General features: G+C 41.5%; 17 protein-coding genes. 10 read left to right on the top strand and 7 right to left on the bottom strand.

The window, feature by feature from the left end:
* The first annotated feature begins 101 nt into the window (after window positions 1-101).
* The 3 genes from rsgA to HT99x_RS01840 all read left to right on the top strand — a co-directional run bounded on the left by rsgA (window position 102) and on the right by HT99x_RS01840 (window position 2,812).
* On the top strand, window positions 102-1,076 hold the full coding sequence (gene rsgA, locus HT99x_RS01850) for a ribosome small subunit-dependent GTPase A (protein ID WP_075066912.1): 975 nt from the start codon (window positions 102-104) through the stop codon (window positions 1,074-1,076).
* Between the two features lie 83 nt (window positions 1,077-1,159).
* Entirely contained in the window at window positions 1,160-2,017 is an 858-nt protein-coding gene (gene asd, locus HT99x_RS01845; protein WP_075066911.1) for an archaetidylserine decarboxylase, read from the top strand.
* 30 nt (window positions 2,018-2,047) lie between these two features.
* Window positions 2,048-2,812: a hypothetical protein gene (locus tag HT99x_RS01840; RefSeq protein WP_075066910.1), complete on the top strand. Its 765-nt coding sequence runs from the start codon at window positions 2,048-2,050 to the stop codon at window positions 2,810-2,812.
* 14 nt (window positions 2,813-2,826) lie between these two features.
* On the opposite strand, the gene epmA is transcribed toward HT99x_RS01840, so the two are convergent.
* Both epmA and efp read right to left on the bottom strand, forming a co-directional pair.
* A complete protein-coding gene (gene epmA / locus HT99x_RS01835) occupies window positions 2,827-3,804 on the bottom strand; it encodes an EF-P lysine aminoacylase EpmA (protein ID WP_235528450.1) in 978 nt (325 codons plus the stop codon).
* Window positions 3,804-4,370 (bottom strand): elongation factor P, encoded by a 567-nt coding sequence (gene efp, locus HT99x_RS01830; protein ID WP_075066908.1) that lies wholly within the window; start codon window positions 4,368-4,370, stop codon window positions 3,804-3,806. The genes epmA and efp overlap by 1 nt, the downstream gene beginning before the upstream one ends.
* Before the next feature lie 66 nt (window positions 4,371-4,436).
* Here efp and epmB point away from each other — a divergent pair, with 66 nt between their 5' ends.
* From epmB to HT99x_RS01810, 4 genes are all read left to right on the top strand, one after another.
* Window positions 4,437-5,459, top strand: a complete 1,023-nt coding sequence (gene epmB / locus HT99x_RS01825) for an EF-P beta-lysylation protein EpmB (protein ID WP_075066907.1) — start codon at window positions 4,437-4,439, stop codon at window positions 5,457-5,459.
* 51 nt (window positions 5,460-5,510) lie between these two features.
* Window positions 5,511-7,166 carry a cyclic-di-GMP receptor FimW-related protein gene (locus tag HT99x_RS01820; protein WP_075066906.1) on the top strand — a complete coding sequence of 552 codons (1,656 nt, stop codon included), beginning with the start codon at window positions 5,511-5,513 and terminating at the stop codon, window positions 7,164-7,166.
* Between the two features lie 76 nt (window positions 7,167-7,242).
* Window positions 7,243-7,755 (top strand): hypothetical protein, encoded by a 513-nt coding sequence (locus HT99x_RS01815; RefSeq protein WP_139016623.1) that lies wholly within the window; start codon window positions 7,243-7,245, stop codon window positions 7,753-7,755.
* A gap of 119 nt (window positions 7,756-7,874) precedes the next feature.
* On the top strand, window positions 7,875-8,231 hold the full coding sequence (locus tag HT99x_RS01810; protein ID WP_075066904.1) for a hypothetical protein: 357 nt from the start codon (window positions 7,875-7,877) through the stop codon (window positions 8,229-8,231).
* Here the strand turns inward: HT99x_RS01810 and parC are convergent.
* From parC to HT99x_RS01790, 4 genes are all read right to left on the bottom strand, one after another.
* Complete coding sequence (parC, locus tag HT99x_RS01805) at window positions 8,228-10,480, bottom strand: DNA topoisomerase IV subunit A (protein WP_075066903.1); 2,253 nt, start codon at window positions 10,478-10,480, stop codon at window positions 8,228-8,230. The genes HT99x_RS01810 and parC overlap by 4 nt on opposite strands.
* 190 nt (window positions 10,481-10,670) lie before the next feature.
* A complete protein-coding gene (gene parE / locus HT99x_RS01800) occupies window positions 10,671-12,563 on the bottom strand; it encodes a DNA topoisomerase IV subunit B (RefSeq protein ID WP_075066902.1) in 1,893 nt (630 codons plus the stop codon).
* A gap of 131 nt (window positions 12,564-12,694) precedes the next feature.
* Entirely contained in the window at window positions 12,695-13,036 is a 342-nt protein-coding gene (locus HT99x_RS01795; RefSeq protein WP_158003403.1) for a DUF1249 domain-containing protein, read from the bottom strand.
* A gap of 53 nt (window positions 13,037-13,089) precedes the next feature.
* Window positions 13,090-13,728 carry an NUDIX domain-containing protein gene (locus HT99x_RS01790; protein ID WP_075066900.1) on the bottom strand — a complete coding sequence of 213 codons (639 nt, stop codon included), beginning with the start codon at window positions 13,726-13,728 and terminating at the stop codon, window positions 13,090-13,092.
* Window positions 13,729-13,869: 141 nt separating this feature from the next.
* Between HT99x_RS01790 and HT99x_RS01785 the strand changes: the two genes are divergently transcribed.
* Together HT99x_RS01785 and HT99x_RS01780 are read left to right on the top strand one after the other, a co-directional pair.
* Window positions 13,870-14,523 (top strand): methyltransferase domain-containing protein, encoded by a 654-nt coding sequence (locus tag HT99x_RS01785; RefSeq protein WP_075066899.1) that lies wholly within the window; start codon window positions 13,870-13,872, stop codon window positions 14,521-14,523.
* Window positions 14,524-14,534: 11 nt separating this feature from the next.
* Window positions 14,535-15,863 (top strand): TolC family outer membrane protein, encoded by a 1,329-nt coding sequence (locus tag HT99x_RS01780; protein ID WP_259565159.1) that lies wholly within the window; start codon window positions 14,535-14,537, stop codon window positions 15,861-15,863.
* On the opposite strand, the gene HT99x_RS01775 is transcribed toward HT99x_RS01780, so the two are convergent.
* Entirely contained in the window at window positions 15,840-16,826 is a 987-nt protein-coding gene (locus HT99x_RS01775) for an ankyrin repeat domain-containing protein (RefSeq protein ID WP_075066897.1), read from the bottom strand. The two genes, HT99x_RS01780 and HT99x_RS01775, sit on opposite strands and share 24 nt — an antisense overlap.
* A 107-nt stretch (window positions 16,827-16,933) precedes the next feature.
* On the opposite strand from HT99x_RS01775, the gene HT99x_RS01770 reads away from it, so the two are divergent.
* A complete protein-coding gene (locus HT99x_RS01770; RefSeq protein WP_075066896.1) occupies window positions 16,934-17,899 on the top strand; it encodes a hypothetical protein in 966 nt (321 codons plus the stop codon).
* Window positions 17,900-18,048: the final 149 nt, after the last annotated feature.

The raw sequence follows: 18,048 nt of genomic DNA, 5'->3' as shown, positions 1-18,048 counted from the left end.
ATCTGTCCTTTCAGGGATATAGCCCCGTCAAAATTACTGTGAAGAGTATAAACTGACTTATACTAGCGACATAAGGCATAGAATAAATTAGTATAGGGAATATGACAAAAAATAGACTCACTCACCGGCAAATTAAGCGGCAAAAAAAGATCCAAGCTGAACGTCTCTCCCGAGCAGAAGAGGGGCATAGCCTGGAACAACCTGGCCTTTTAGTCGCGCACTACGGAACCACTTTGATTGTGGAAAACGCAAGCGGACAACTTTTTCAATGTAAGCTTCGTCAAAATCTAGGTACGCTGGTAACCGGAGATAATGTTATTTGGCAACCGATCGATGAGCATACTGGCATCGTGGTTGCCTGCAAAGAGCGGCATTCGGTCATTACCAAGCCCTACAAGCACACCACAAAACCGGTTGTTGCCAACGTTGATCGCATGATCGTCGTACTTGCATTAACGCCTATTCCGCAAGCAACCACTCTCGATCGCTATCTTGTTGTTGCCCATCATTTGCAATTACCTGTCACGATTGTGATCAATAAATGGGACTTATTTTCATCCCCCCAACACGATGCACTAGCAGCCAGAATAGAAGCTTATGCGCAGCTTGGTTATCCTTTCATAAAGGTAAGCAACAAAACTAAGGTTGGACTCGATGAATTACGTGCGCAGTTAAATCACAACACTAGCATCTTAGTTGGCCAATCGGGCGTTGGAAAATCTTCTTTACTCACAACGTTGCTCCCGGATGCCAAAGCAACGATTCAAACGCTTTCACACAATGAACGTTTAGGTCGCCAAACCACCACTGCCACCCGCCTTTATCACTTACCAGAAGGTGGAAATATTATTGATTCGCCAGGCATTCACCAATTTAAAGTACTCCATCTTAGCAAAGCCGATATTCTTGAAAGTTACACTGAGTTTGCCCCCTTTTTAGGGAGGTGCCAATTTCGAAATTGTGAGCATCAAAGTGAGCCAGGATGCGCTTTACTCACTGCTATCAAAAACCAGCAGATACCCGCTTTTCGGCTTGAAAATTACCATGCCCTACTGGCTGATCGAACGGAAAAATAATCGAAGAAGATGCAAATTGAATTTCATTGTGATACAGTTCGATAGCTAATTTTATGCAATCTAAATTGTAACAGAGGTTTATTGTGCAAGTTCCGTTTGAAGTTTGGCGTCAAAATTATTTACCACAACATTTTATTTCATGGTGCTATGGCAAGTTATCGCATTGCCAAATCCCATGGTTTAAAAATTGGGCGATTCAACGCTTTATTCGGCTCTATGGCATCAATATGCAAGAAGCGATAGAACAAGACGCCACAGCCTATCCTTCTTTCCATGATTTCTTTATCCGTCACCTTAAACCAGAATTGCGCCCTGTTGATCATACGCCTAATGCGGTTTGCGCCCCTTGTGACGGTGTGATTAGCCAAATCGGCCGAATTGAAAACGGTACCTTAGTACAAGCTAAAAATCATTCTTACAGCGTTAGCGCACTCTTAGGCGGTGATATCGATCCTAAACCATTTCAAAATGGACATTTCACCACCATCTATCTTGCTCCTAAAGATTATCACCGTGTTCATATGCCATGCCTTGGTACTTTAGAACGAATGTCTTACCTTCCTGGCGATTTATTTTCGGTTAACCCACTAACAGCCACACATGTCGATCAGCTCTTTGCTCGCAATGAACGCGTGGTTTCTCTCTTTAAAAATCAAGAGGGGCCATTTGCAATGGTGCTCGTTGGCGCCATGATTGTTGGCAACATTGCGACTCGCTGGGCAGGCCATATTAGCTCGCAAAGAAACAAAGAACCGCTTCATATTCAATACCCTCAAACGCAAGAGCAGCATATAGTGTTAGACAAAGGCGAAGAAATGGGTTATTTTTCTCTCGGTTCTACTGTAATTATGTTGTTTGCTGAGAACTTGCGATGGGAAAAGGAATATTCCCAAGATTCTCGAATTGTCGTTGGCCAGCGGATCGGTCAGTTTCTGCCATGATTTCCTTTTTTGAAAACCAAGGGGAAAGGAATGACGCCACAGCAAGTGCAATTCTGTTATGCCATCGCTCACGCTCAAACGGAGCGTGTTCGTGTTCTTGCCTCTAAAATTAATATCAATCAGCATAATGACTGTGATAATAGCCCAGCATTGATGTGTCTTTGGGCGCTCAACCGTGGGCCTAAAGCTTTGACTCAAAAGTTGGAAGAATTGTTTCCTAATATCAGGAATGATGACAGCAACCTGGTAGAAGCTTCCAAAGAAGCCATGGCAGCAACCATTCGTGAATGTGTATTCCCCTTGCTAAAGCGCGCTTTAAATCCATTACTCAAGCCAATTGGTTTGAAAGTTGTATCACCGGATAAAATCAACGATCATTTTATCGAATCTTCCTTTGCGGCGGTTAATGTCATTCTTAACGATGAATTCTTTGATGATATTAATGCCGGCCAAAGAAGCTTAGCTAAGAATCTTTTCGATAAATTGTGTCCGCGGGTTGAAAGAATAAACACTGAAACTAAGCCTACTCTACAACCCAAACCCGCTGCTGGCCAACAAAGTAAAGAGCAGCCTTATACGATTCAACTACTGATGGCAATCCTCAATGGCCAAGCGCACGAATTTCCCCATATGCCTTCACTCAATCTACAAGCCACCTTTGAAGCAGGACGCACTTATTTGCCAGGCGCATCTTCCTTGGCCAGAAAATCAATGCCAATGCCTTGTGGTTTACAGAAGCAGCGAGAAGAAGAAGAGCACAAATACTGTCACCGTATGGCGCCAGGCGTTCACTAACCTTACTGGCTTATTCAAGCCCCAGCCCATGCGAAAGGCAACACTTTCGCAATGTCTTTCTCATTGACCTTTAACATCAATAAACGATCAACGCCCAATGCAACCCCTGCGCAGGGAGGAAATCCTTCTTGTAAAGCTGCTAACAAATAATGATCGATAGGAAGCTCTGCCAAACCAAAGGCCTTTCTTTTGGTCAAATCCTCTTCAAAGCGCGCAGCTTGCTCTTTTGCGCAACATAATTCATGGTAACCATTCGCTAATTCAATCCCTTTAAAATAAAATTCAAAGCGTTCGGCCACTTGAAAAGGCACGGTTTGTTCAATCATTCTCGTCTTTGCTAAACTCGCTTGAGATGCAGGATAATCGGTTACCACTAAGGGGCGTTCTTGCCCAAGATAAGGCTCAATACCATGGCTCATCAAAAGATCTAACCAACCATCCTTATCTAATTCCGGCAAGTCTGTCGCGGCCACCCATTGTTTGGCAATGGCCGCAGCTTGTAATTGCGATAGTTCAGCAAGGTGTGGTTGAATATTAAAATAATGTAGAAATAAATCTGCGTAAGTAACCACTTGCGCAGGTAATGTTCCCAATAGCTCTTGCATTAACTCATCGACTTCTGCAATTAAAGCAAGATGATCCCAAGCAGGACGATACCACTCCAACATGGTAAATTCAGGGTTATGCTTGCGCCCGACTTCTTCTGCCCGAAATGCTTTTCCTAAATAATAAATAGGACCACTGCCTGCAGCAACCAAACGTTTCATGGCGTATTCAGGGGAAGTTTGTAAATAACGAAATGAAGGCTTTTGAGCACTGACATTAACAGCAAAAGCTTGCAGCCCTGGATCGGTCGCTACGCCAAAACAAAGCAATGGCGTATCGACTTCCATGATCTCGCGCTTGGCAAAAAAATGTCGTATATCACGCAAAAAATCAGCGCGCTCTTTTAACCTGGAAAGTGACGCGCTTGGTTGCCAGTCAATACTCACTATTTTGCTCGTGAAACATACTCTGCATTACGAGTATCAACTTTCACACTATCACCAATTTCTAAGAACAGCGGTACGCGAATGACAGCACCGGTTTCTAACGTGGCAGATTTAGTACCACCGCCTGAAGTGTCACCTCGTAAACCTGGATCGGTCTCGGTAATGGCTAATGTCACAAAATTAGGAGGCGCCACGGATAAGGGGGAACCATTCCATAAGGTCACAATGCAAATATCTTGCTCTTTCAGCCATTTTGCTGTTTCATCAACCACTTTTGCATTCATCTCATGTTGTTCGAAAGATTCAGGTACCATGAAATGCCAATGTTCACCATCGAAATACAAGAATTGCATTTCAACATCCACGACATCCGCAGCCTCAACCGTGTCACCTGATTTAAAGGTTTTTTCAAGCACACGCCCCGTTTTTAAGTTGCGGAACTTGGTTCTATTAAATGCTTGGCCTTTGCCTGGTTTAACAAATTCATTTTCGATGATGGTGCACGGATCATTATCCTGCATGATTTTTAACCCGGGACGAAACTCATTGGTACTATATGTTGCCATTAATCACCTGATTTTTTGTGTGTTGCTTGCGCTTTAGTTTATACTTTGGGCTTTTTGAAGACGCCCATGATAACCCAACCTCTTGTCTTGCAACAACAACCTGACTGGCAGCAAGCGCTACGGCAAATGATAACGGATCCAACCACCCTTCTTCAGATGCTTGATCTGTCGGAAAAAGACATTGCATGGCAATGGGATAAACAATTCCCTTTACGTGTTTCAGAGAGTTTTGTGCGTCGGATGCGAAAAGCAGACCCTAATGATCCCTTGCTTCGCCAAGTACTGAGCACCCCTGAAGAAAGCCATTCATCAAACAAATATTCTACCGATCCATTACAAGAAGCTCGTTTTAATCCAGTACCCGGTCTTTTACATAAATATCCCTCAAGAGTGCTCATCACGCTCACCAGTAGCTGTGCTATTCATTGTCGTTATTGCTTTAGACGCCACTTTCCCTATAAGAAAAATAACCCGGGACGGCAATGGGATGCTATTTTCAGTTATCTTGAAAATCAACCCGACGTATTTGAAGTTATTTTAAGTGGCGGGGATCCTTTAATGGCAAGTGATAAAACCTTGTCTGCTTTTTTACAAGAACTTGCCAAAATTCGCCATATTGAATTATTGCGTTTTCATACGCGTTTGCCGGTTGTGATCCCAGAACGTATTACCTCAACACTATTAGCAACATTAGATAATCGTTTTCATACAACGATTGTCTATCATATTAACCATGCCAGAGAACTCATTCCTCAAATAGCTGAGGGTGTCGCAAAAATAAGAAAACAAGGAATACAGGTCTTAAACCAGTCGGTTCTGTTGCGAGATATCAATGATAATGTTGAATGCCTGAAAAATTTATCATTAGCATTATTTAAATCAGGGATCATGCCTTATTATTTACATATGCTAGATAAAGTAGCAGGCAGTGAACACTTTGAAATTTCTCTTGCCAAAGCTCAACATCTTCAACAAGCATTACGAGAAAGCCTCCCGGGTTACCTCGTACCCAAATTTGTCAAAGAGCTACCAAACGCTTTCTGTAAAATTCCGCTGGAAACACTCACAGTTTCTCAATTTGAGAGTTAACAAAATAGCCGTTAATTCCTATACTTCATATATGAAGGCTAGGATATCACTATGGAATTCATTAAAAGCCGCGATGGACTTATTTTTCCTGTACAAAAGGAAAATCATGTCCCACAACACAATTTTAACCTTACTGATGTCGATACATGGCGCCGTCAATTACCTTTATCTAATTTAGCCTCCAGCGCACAAGCCTTATATCTTTTCTTACAAGATCTGCATCAAACGCCATTAAAAACACGCGAGCGATTTACGCTGATTTCTCATTTGCGGCCGACACTAAGTTATCTTGGAGAAGTCTTAGCTAAATTACATGCAGAACGAGAAGTCCTTTCAGCAAAACAACAATTGATTGCAAATCTTGTTAATGCTTTATATTTTGAAATGTTGAATGAATATAAAATTATTATTAATCAATCATCAAATTCTTTGTTTTTCAAGAAAAAGATATTAATTGCGTCTTTATACAACGCCATGATTTGTTGTGAAAAAATGCTTTTTGATGCTTATAAACAACATCGCGAACCGCCCCCAGGCATTTGGAATGAACTACATACATTATATCTTTTAGCACAAAAGAAACGGATTCATAATAAAGCTTTGAACAAATGGATTGAATGGCAAACACGTTTCAAAACCTTAGATGATCTTTATAAAAATTGCTTATTATTCGTTATTTCCAATCCTTATCGATTAGCTAAATCAGAAATTTCTAATTTAATCTATGCTTTGGAGGTATGGGCACCACTTCTAGTACTGAAGCCTCTGAATGAAAATTCATCTGGCTTATATATTCTGGATATGGAGCTTGATACGCCCCCCCTTTATTCTGCCTTACATCCCAATCCGTCTAGCAACAGCTTTATCTTAATTCTTGATAAAATTACCTTGCGACTTGAAAAATTATTGTTAGACAAAACGATTCCTAACGAAAACAAAACTTCTCATTATTTTCTCGATGCAGAACAAATGCTTCCTCAAACATTTATAGAGTCTATATTGAGCACTTGGCAATACGTAAAAGGAAGAACACAACAAAGAGATAAAATGCATGGCATCATCCCTGTTTGCTTAGGGATATCTGCTTGTCATTGGTTTATTAGTGAACATCATTTAGCCTCTGAAGGTATGAGTGAAACTTTATATGATTTAGAAGTTATTGATCTATCAGAGGATCAACAAGAACAAAGTTCTCAATCTTATCGAAATTATCACTGTGAATTAATTGATCAAAGTGAAGGCGGATATTGTTTACAATGGTCAGAAGAAATTCCGCCACAATTACAATGCGGCGAGATTATCGCTGTTCAGAAAGAATCAGCTGATCAGAAAAAAACTTGGATCATTGGCACTATTCGATGGCTGCGCCATGAAAAGGATAATACCATACTATTTGGGGTAAAAATTTTAAGTCAGCAAATTCTTGCCGTTCATGCTTTCTTTGAAGAGACGCAACACCCAACCCCAACACTTTTATTAGCTGAGGAGCCTCTTCATAGTAAACCTAAAACCTTAATTACGCCTTTATTACCTTTTAAATCAGGACAAGAAATCTCCATTGCTTTTGAACATAAAATCTATCCTACCTTATTACAAAAAAATTACAGTTTATCCCCATGCTATCAACAATTTGGTGTCGAATTCTTACTAGAGCAGTTATTATTTGCACAACCCTCCGAACCAACACATGCAAATCCCCTCTTGTAATCGTGTAGGTGCAATCCATTTCACTTATTTTTGCGTTACACTAGCTTAATAAGAGTATGCAATATCCAAAGGAGGCATGATGGCGACCAATGATGACCCCTCATCTGCCTACACGCCAGCATACGATCTTGCTATCTCACCGCAGGAAAAAAATAAACTCATGGTCGAAAAAGATTTCAGCATCATTAAAACCATCGTGGATACAGCGAATAAATTATCACAACTCAAAAAAGATATTTCTGAAAAAGACAAAGATGATCTACAAAAAGGCATTGATGCAATGCTAAAAGCCTCTGCCTATGCAATTGCCAATAACCCTGATTTGCAAGAACGCGTTAACCTTGAACGTCAAGGTAAAAACTCACCCTACGAAGGAACATTAACACAATTAATTGAATTATCAGGTTCAAATCTTGATCAAGATATTGAATTCGGTCTTTCTGTTCCTGCTAGCGTCCGCTTACAATGGCAAGCTTTAGGGATGGATCCTGATTCTGAAAATGAGGTTCAAGAATTTTTAGAACGAAATGGTATCGGTGACAGTCGCCAACCTACCAAAGAGAATACAAATACCAATAAAATGCGATAAAGCGACAAAACTCGCCCTCCGCAAGACCAAAGGTCTCCCAAACCATGCTTACGATGAGTCATTTTGCTATACTCCTTCCAGTTAAATGAATTTAGATGTAAGTACATTGAGAAAATCTTATGATGATGCAACTGCTTAATCAGTTAAATGCGCTTTATCATTCAAGCCCCCTGGATAATGGGTGGGCAACAGATGAAGCCGTGCTTATTGGGGCCGCAGTTGGTCTTGGTGCCGTGTATTTTCTGGGTTGTCCAAAGCTCGATGCGAATGGTAATCCCACCAATCAACGGGCACCTTTAACCTTTTCAGATACACTACGATGCACGCTAGGAACGGCTGTAGAAGGGCTTAAAACAGGCCTTGCAATCGACGCAGCTTGGTTGATTGCAAAACCTACTTGGAATTATCTTGTTGCACCGGCCTTACAAGTGGCCTATGAAACGGTGAGCCATTCTTTAGCTCACCATTTACGCTAGCCTTTGGGTATAGAGCTGAGAATGGTTGCTTGGGTAAAACCTTTAGGCAGTTTCTGACCACGCTTACCACGTTCTGACAAATACTCATCCAGCTCTTTTGGTTTTAAAACGAGCTGTTTACGCCCTGCTTGTAACATAAGGCTGTCTTTGTGTGAGAATGCACAACAAGCAATAATCATTTCTTCGGGACCTGATTTACCTGCCAATACCTGCGCAATCTTCATGCCCTTACCTTTAGTCATTTCGGGCACATCACTTAAATCAACCACTAATAATCGCCCATCATCGCTTAACAAAGCCAAACGGGTATCATTGGCATTTAAGATCAGAGGCGCTAATGCTTTTGCATCATTCGCAACTTTCAACAAGGCTTTGCCACTGCGATTTTTGGTTGCTAATTCTTCTACTTTAGTAATAAAGCCATAACCGTTATTAGCAAGCAATAGCACCTTCTCTTGTAAAGGAATACTCAGCATTCCTACAAAGGTAGCACCCGCTGGTGGCTTCAGCTTGGCAGTTAATGGCTCACCTTGCCCTCTTGCTGAAGGCAACGTATGAGGTAACAGCGCATAACTACGCCCTGTCGAATCTAAGAAATAAACAAATTCCGTGCTTTTACCAGGCACTTGCATAAAGAAACCATCACCCGCTTTGTAACTGAGATCAGCGCCCTTAACTTCATGACCTTTGGCTTGGCGTACCCAACCCATATTAGACAGAATAATGGTAACCGGTTCTGCTGGTGCTCTGTCAGTTTCTTTGAGTGCCTGCGCTTGCTCACGCACCACAAGCGGCGAGCGTCTTGCATCACCAAAAGTTTGTGCATCTTGTTCTAATTCTTTGCGCACTAAGGTTTTGAGCTTTGTCTCAGAATCCAACGTTTGTTGCAATTTATCACGAGTTGCTGCTAATTCTTTTTGTTCACCTTTGATTTTTTGCTCTTCCAATTTGGCCAAGTGACGTAATTTTAAATCTAAAATTGCATCTGCTTGAATATCCGATAGCGCATAACGCTTCATCAATACCGCTTTGGGATTGTCTTCATGACGGATAATGGCAATGACTTCATCAATATTTAAAAATGCAATTAACAAACCGTCTAAGATATGCAAACGCGATTTTACTTTTTCAAGCTCATACTGCAAACGTTTACGAACAGTTTCTGTTCTAAAGACCAACCACTCTGTTAATAATTCTAATAAATTCTTAACTTGCGGACGTCCATTTAAACCAATCACATTCATATTCACGCGATAGGTGCGTTCTAAATCTGTTGTGGCATACAAATGTGACATTAACGCTTCTTTGTCAATTTTCGCAGAACGGGGTTCAATAACAAGTCGAGTAGGATTCTCATGATCAGACTCATCTCGTAAATCTTCAACCATCGGTAATTTTTTCGCCTGCATTTGTGCCGCAATTTGCTCTAAAACTTTTGCGCCTGACACTTGATGAGGTAAAGCCGTGACAATAATGGTACCATCTTCATGCATAATTTTGGCACGCATCTTAATCGTGCCTTGCCCGGTTTCATAGATTTTCCTAATTTCATCCGCAGGCGTAATGATTTCCGCATCAGTTGGAAAATCAGGCCCAGGAACAAATTGCATTAAATCCTGCACCTTCGATTTAGGATTTTTTAAGATGTGAATACAAGCGTCAACAATTTCTCTCAGATTATGCGGTGGAATATCCGTTGCCATCCCAACCGCAATACCCGTCGTACCATTCAGTAAAATAGTGGGTAATCTTGCGGGAAGTGTTTTGGGTTCTTCCAACGTTCCATCAAAGTTAGGAGCCCATTCAACCGTTCCTTGGCCTAGCTCTGCTAAAAAGATTTCAGCAAATTTTGCTAGTTTTGCTTCTGTATAACGCATCGCGGCAAAGGATTTAGGATCATCTGGCGATCCCCAGTTACCTTGCCCATCAATTAATGGATAACGATAAGAGAATGGCTGTGCTAATAGCACCATCGCTTCATAGCAAGCACTATCACCATGCGGATGAAACTTACCCAACACGTCACCCACCGTACGTGCCGATTTTTTATATTTTGCCATTGCATTTAAACCCAGTTCTGACATCGCATAAATAATGCGTCTCTGAACGGGTTTCAAACCATCAGCAAGATGGGGCAACGCTCTATCCATGATGACGTACATCGAGTAATCAAGATAGGCTTTTTCAGTAAAGACTTCGATAGGCTGACGTTCTACGCCTTCAAAGGAAATAACATTGCTTTGGCTCATGCAACTTCTCTTAAAATTTAATTGCTGGTTAAATATCAGCAATTCTCGATGAGAATTGCTTCCTGCATTAATATACTGCGCAAAAGCTTAGCTTTTGCTTGCAATTAAGGGGGAGATTGTCAATTCTCCCCCTTAATAATCCCTCATTGGTTTATTTTGTCTCACCATGTAGGGATTCCAAGAATTACTGTTAAATATTGATCTCTGCTAAATCGCCTTTGTTTTCTAGCCATTGCCGACGATCGGTTGATCGCTTCTTAGCTAATAACATGTCTAGCATTGTATTAGCAGCCTCAGGATTAGGGACATGTAATTGCAATAGACGGCGCGTATCTCTTGCCATCGTTGTTTCTCGCAATTGCATGGGATTCATTTCACCCAACCCTTTAAAGCGTTGAATGCTGACTTTCCCTTTTTTCTTTTCAGCTTTGATTCTATCTAAAATGCCATCTTTTTCATCATCATCTAAGGCATAATAAACTTCTTTGCCAATATCGATTCGATAAAGTGGCGGCATTGCGACAAAAACATGGCCTTTATCCACCAAACTGGGAAAGTGCTTCAAGAATAATGCACATAATAAGGTAGCAATATGCTGTCCATCAGAATCAGCATCTGCCAAAATACAAACTTTGCCATAGCGCAATTTGCTCAAATCTTCGCTACCTGGATCGAGTCCAATGGCAACCGCAATATCATGCACCTCTTGTGAGGACAGAATTTCGTTAACATCCACTTCCCAAGTATTGAGAATTTTGCCGCGAAGTGGCATGACTGCTTGAAATACGCGATCTCGAGCTTGCTTTGCTGAACCGCCCGCAGAATCTCCTTCCACTAAAAATAATTCGCTGCGCAAGGGATCTTGACTGGAACAATCTGCCAGTTTGCCAGGTAATGCAGGCCCTTGTGTCAGTTTTTTACGAGCAACGGCTTTGCCTTGGCGCAACCTAGTTTGAGCAGCTTGAATCGCAAGTTGTGCTAATTCTTCACCTTGTTCAACATGATGATGCAGCCATAAGCTAAAAGCATCTTTGACAACACCCGAAACAAAAGCGGCACATTGTCTGGAAGCTAAACGTTCTTTGGTTTGTCCTGAAAATTGTGGTTCACGCATTTTGACAGACAATACATATTGAGCACGTTCCCACACATCTTCGGGTGCCAATTTAATGCCTCTTGGCAATAAATTACGGGTCTCACAAAATTCTCGCATCGCTTCGGCCAAACCACTACGTAACCCGTTTACATGGGTACCGCCTAATGCCGTGGGAATTAAGTTAACATAACTTTCTTGTAAGCCTTCACCGCCATCGGGTAACCAAATGACTGCCCAAGTTGCCGTTTCGGCATCCGAAGCAAAATCTCCTGCAAACGGCTCTTGTGGTAAACACACTTTATCTTGCATGCTTTCTAAGAGATAAGCGCTTAAACCATCAGCATAATACCAAGTTTGCGATTCCCCTCCTTCTTCTTGAAAGTTGATACGCAGTCCAGGACATAAGACGGCTTTGGCTTTTAAAATGTGACACAACTTGGAAATAGAGAATTTGCCATTATCAAAATATTTATGATCAGGCCAAAAACGAATAATAGTACCTGTTTCTTTCTTTGGCACTGTTCCCGTTTTTTTAAGGGGTGTATTGACCTCACCATCTTTGAAGGTCATCTGATACTCTTGGCCGTCGCGAAAAACAATAACCTCTAGTTTTTTCGATAATGCGTTCACTACCGAAACACCGACGCCATGTAATCCACCTGAAAAATTGTAACTTTTGTCGGAGAATTTAGCCCCTGCATGCAAACGGGTTAAAATCAGTTCAACTCCCGATAATTTTTCCTCCGGGTGTTTATCAACTGGCATACCACGGCCATTATCCTTAACACTTAAAGAACCATCTTTGTAATGGATGACCGTAATTTCATCCGCATGCCCTGCTAGTGCTTCATCGACACTATTATCAATGACTTCTTGTGCCAAATGATTCGGCCTTGCTGTATCGGTATACATGCCAGGACGTTTACGAACAGGATCTAACCCACTTAATACTTCAATCGCTTCTGCGTTATATGCTTGTTTTGCCATTTTGATTTTTTGTTATTCAACTAATAAATATTTGTAACCTACGGTTTACGTTAGCTTTTTGGTGAATACCATTTTTGCAGAAGTCTCGCAATGACTTTTTTATTGGCAGTGGATCATTCCAAGGAAAGTTATCACGTACCTTGATGGTTTAAACAGCATAGCAATGCATCACAAACTAAATGATTCATTTGCCATTTTTCCCAGTAAGGTAGTTTATTTGGGGCCGGCTCAGAAAAGAGTTGCATAGTGCCTTGGGGGGTCAAATAAGCGGTCACCTCTGCTAAGGAGGCGTCATGATATAATTTTAACTGCACGACAAAGTTTGTTAACCATCTAGAATTTTGTAACGCACGATAAGCAACTCGATAAACATCAGTATATGTTTGTCGAGTTTCTAAAATAACTTCAAAAAGCCCTACCGCACCTAAATCCCACCGAAATGCGTCCCCAATGTCATACTCCTTTGGGAGCAATTGACGCATCCGCTGATAATTAGCGCTGCAGCAAGCCATGTATGCATTAAAATTCATGGTTTGAGTATAGACGCAAGTTGTCGATTGCTCATCTTCTCTTTTAACCATTGTAAGGCGATAACCGTGGAAGCACTGGATGCAAATGCGCCTTGCTCCCAAGCCGTTAATACATCCTGGATGGGCAAGACATGAATGCGAATGTCTTCATGCTCCGTATGCACACCTCCTTCCTCCATTTGAGGTTGGTTTACTTGAGCACAAAACAACATGGTTTTCTCTGCAAAACCCCCTGGCGTATTATAAAACTCCCCAATTTTCACTAAATGGCTTACCTGACAATGTGCTTCCTCTTGCGCTTCGCGACGAATCGTTTCTTCTGCACTTTCACCAGGCTCCAATAAACCTGCCACGATCTCTAACATCCAAGGGCTCTTTTCTAATGTGCCCAGTAAACCAATCCGTATTTGTTCGACCATGACTAACGTTTCATGGGTTAAATCGACTAATAAAATGGCTGCAGCATCTTGACGACGGATCTGCTCCCTCACTAGCCAAGGACTCCATTCGCCTGAAAAACAACGATGACGTAAATGAAATTCCGTCATTTTAAAAAAACCATCATAAACTAAGTTTTTTTGCTTAATTTCAATATCTTTTTGTTGCCAAGCTGGCGACCAAGCCCACTTTGTCACGAACTTCTCCTTTTGTGCGTATTTTCTGGCAAAGTCTAACGTAGAAAGGTTCTACGCGCATCGCAAATAAGTATGGTAGGATGCGTGCTAAATCTTTTGTAATTATTTTAATTTATTTATTGAACTTTCTTGGATATGACAATGAATTTCATGCACGCTCGCAATAATATGGTGGCACAGCAAATAAGACCCTGGCAGGTATTTGACGAGGATGTCTTAACCGTTATGGCCAACATTCCTCGGGAGCTGTTTGTCCCTATGGAATATCAAGCGGTTGCTTATACCGATACTGATATTCCGCTAGGAGAAGGTCAAACCATGTTAGCGCCGAAAGTGGTTGGGCGCGCTTTACAAGCGATGGCTTTTTCAGGCACTGAAAAAGTATTAGAAATTGGTACGGGCACAGGATACGTTACCGCTTGCTTGAGTCAACTAGCCCAGAGTGTTGTTACAGTTGAAATTCATGAACCTTTATTAGCAAAAGCAAAGCAACTGCTTGCTCAATTGAATTGCCATAATGTCACGCCATTACATCAAGATGGGGTACTCGGCGTTGACCATTTAGCGCCTTATGATGTGATTGTCATCACAGGCTCTTATCCTTTGGGTGTTCCAGATGCCGTCTGCCAACAACTTAAGCCCAACGGAAGACTTTTTGCCATTTGTGGACAGGCTCCAGCGATGCAGGCCATTAAGATGGCACGAGAGCAAAATGCTTATCGTTTGACGACCCTATTTGAAACCGTCGTTCCAAGCCTTATCCATGCGTCACAACCCGAAAAATTTCAATTTTAAACAAGGTGTTTATGCGTTTTCGTCATTTGATATTTGTTATTGCAAGTTTTGGTGCCGTTCACATTGCTAAAGCCGAAGAAGATCTTTGGCAAGTCTATCAATTAGCAACAGAGAGCGATCCTACCTTGAAAGCGGCATATGCTAATTTGCAAGCCAATCAGCAATCATTACCTCAAGCGATTGCGCAAATGATCCCTAATTTATCGGCAAGCTATAACACAACCGGGATCAATAGTAATGCATCATTTCAAGGCGATTATAATACCCAAAATTATAGCTTGAATTTGACGCAGCCTTTATATCATCCAGAGCATTGGGCACAACTTGATCAAGCCCGCCATGTTGTTAAAGGCGCTTATGCCACCTACTATAGCGCCACACAAGCGTTAATGATTCGAGTGTCACAGCAATATTTTGCTATTTTAGGCGCTATTGATGATCTGCATTTTACGCAAGCACAGCGTAAAGCCTTTGCTCGTCAATTAGAACAAACCAAACAGCGTTTTGAAGTGGGTTTAATTGCTATCACCGATGTTGAAGAAGCAAGAGCCCGTCATGATAAAGCAGTAGCTGAAGAAATTGCGGCGCAAAATGCAGTTGCGGATCAATATGAAAAACTCCGTGAAATTACCGGAACGCCAATTAAAGAGATCACCTTATTTCAAACAACCAAACCGTTGCCTTTACTTGCACCCAATCCTGCGGCGCAAGAAACTTGGGTAGAAACAGCCGAGCACAGCAATCCTGATATCATTGCGGCAATGGAAACAACCTTGCAAGCCAAAGCGGTGATTGGCACTCAAGTGGCTGGGCACTATCCTAAATTTGACTTAACAGGCCAACTGCAACGTTCAAAGGGAGCTCCACCGTTTCCTTTTGATCAATTGGTTTATAATCGAGTCTTAGCCCTTAACGTTTCTGTGCCACTTTTTTCAGGTGGTGGTGTTTATTCTCGTACTCAGGAAGCAACGGCTCGGTATTGTGAGGCCAAAGAACGGCTTGAAATACAAAAACGTTCTACCGATAGCGCAACTCGTCAGGCCTACCGCGGTGTACTCACGACTATCAGTGAAGTACAGGCCCTCGCCCAAACTGTTGTGTCGAGTAAAAGTGCCCTACAAGCAACGCTTGCTGCCTATGAAGTGGGCACCCGTACCATGGTCGATGTATTAGATGCTGAATCTAATTTACTGAATGCCGAACGAACCCATGCGAAAGCACGTTACAACTATTTGTTTCAAGGTTTAAAACTTAAGCAAGCAGCGGGCATATTAACCGCTGAAGATATTGCAGCGGTTAATGCTTTAATTCGAGGTTTAGAACGATCGTCTGCGCGGTGAGGCGATGATAGTAGCGTTGTCTTCGGCTAAAGAAGGACTGATTCGGCGTCTGTGTCTTATATGATACGTCTCTTCTGCGGCTGTTTGATCTTCTCCTTGCCAGTTATCTAGTTCTGCTTGATATGCCTGATCTTCTTGCGCATCATCTATCATATCCTGTAAATGAGGATAAGGAAGTGGGTGATTTGTTTTTGCTGCCTCCTGAGCTGCTATCCAACTCAACGTTGGGAAACCACTACCGTGACGATAACCTTTAAATGATTGAAATAATGCTCGATGTCCTTTCAAAACAGCGACATCGATAGGCAATGCTTCCTCAATCCGATACTGATTCAATGCAGACCAAATTTGATCCGTAAATTTATTTTTTAAAACGTTATAGCAACCCTGTGCATTGCTATTTGCAATATCATGCAACAATGAATCACATGCCAACATTAAATGGCCTGTCTGGTTTTGTTTCAACTTAATGAGTTCAGGAAATTGTGCAATTGCTATTTCAAGAAAGTTGAAATTATCACGTGCAATTGCGTTGCTAAGCGCAGAGCTTCCGATTTGATTTTGTGCCACGAGTAAATCAGAGGTTGCTATAGAGAAGCAGATCGTTAGCAATTCAGGATCGGTTATTTGTGAAGCATAGTGAAATGGGTTAGAAAAAACATCCGTTTGAGCTTTGATATCAACATGCCCCTGAATGACCAATGTTTTTAGCAATTCTAATGCGGGTTTAGTGCCTACTTTGAGTACCTGATGAGCAATGGTCTCGCCTAGCACATTACGTTGATTAAAATTTTCACCTCGTGCGATGAGTGCTTTAATGATATTTTGAAAGTTTTGAGTGATGGCGGTGAATAACAAGGATTGTTCTAAACCTAGTCCCATTTCAATTTCAGCAATGCTTGTATTCGTATCTTGTAATGCAATTAAAAAAATCTCTTCTTGTAAGGGGCCAAGGTTCAGCATGATTACCTCATTGTTGTAGATACACGATGTGTCTATTGACTTATTTTACCAACTATTACCCTGAGAAGAAACTACCGATAATAATAAAAATCTTGAAAGAGTTATTCATGTTTAAAGTGCATCTTCTCTTTTTATTGGTATATACCTGTTATGCAACAGCATTATTTGCAAAAACCATTTGTGTTGATGCAAATACATCTGTATTGCATGGCAATGGGTCTTGCTGGGAGTCTCCCTATCAAGATTTACAGCAGGCATTAGATGCTGCAACAGACGATAAAGACATTCATGAAATTTGGGTCGCAAAAGGCGTGTATCGCCCCACAAAAACCTATGCTCCGGAAAATCATCAGCACATTCAAATCGTCGGCGGCGCTTTCTCGCAAAAACAATATAATCCTGGCATTACTTTCAAACAAAAATTGACTCATTATCAACAGGATGTAAAGCATTATCAGCGTTGTCTGAGAACATTTTCACTCATTGATGGCGTTAGTATTTATGGTGGCTTTAAGGGGCATGAAAAAACTCGCACACAACGCTCTCCTGACATAGAGAAAAATGCGACGATTTTAGAGGGTGATTATGCCATATGGCATGTGCTTACCGCAGGTAATGATATAACTCGCAAAGGCGTCAAAGTCACACTCGATCGTTTGGTGATCCAACATGGTGATGCTAATCAAGCGCCTTATTATCCCACGCATTTTCCATTATATGCCTCGCAAATCCCTATTTATTATCATGATGATGGCGGCGGGTTATATATTTTTGCTCATTCACAAATTACGCTGAATCATGTTCGCTTTTTGCATAATCACGCTATTGCGGGAGGGGCTATTTTTGTCCAAGACGGTTCAAAACTGATTATCAATCAGTGTGAATTTCGGCATAATCAAGCGCAAAATGGCGCTGCCATTAACATTCGTCATGGCGGCCCCAATGAATTTACACCCAATGCGAAACGCCGCACCGAAGTTATCATTCATCACACTCGATTCCTCCAAAATCATAGTGAGATAGGTCCCGCGATTTTAACGAATGATAATCAAAGCGTGATTCATCGAGAATAAGATGTAGGTAATCGTCACAACGCTTTTTTGCTATTAATACCGTTTTTAACCCCTTTACTTTGTGTATAGACACCCTATCAACTCCGTTTATCGGCACAAACTTGCCAAATACACGCTGTTTTAGCCCTTTTATCAGATGATAGTTAACC

Origin of the sequence: Candidatus Berkiella aquae, from assembly GCF_001431295.2 — a bacterium.
GTDB classification, from domain to species: Bacteria; Pseudomonadota; Gammaproteobacteria; order Berkiellales; family Berkiellaceae; genus Berkiella; species Berkiella aquae.
This window is presented reverse-complemented; position numbering and strand designations above follow the sequence as displayed.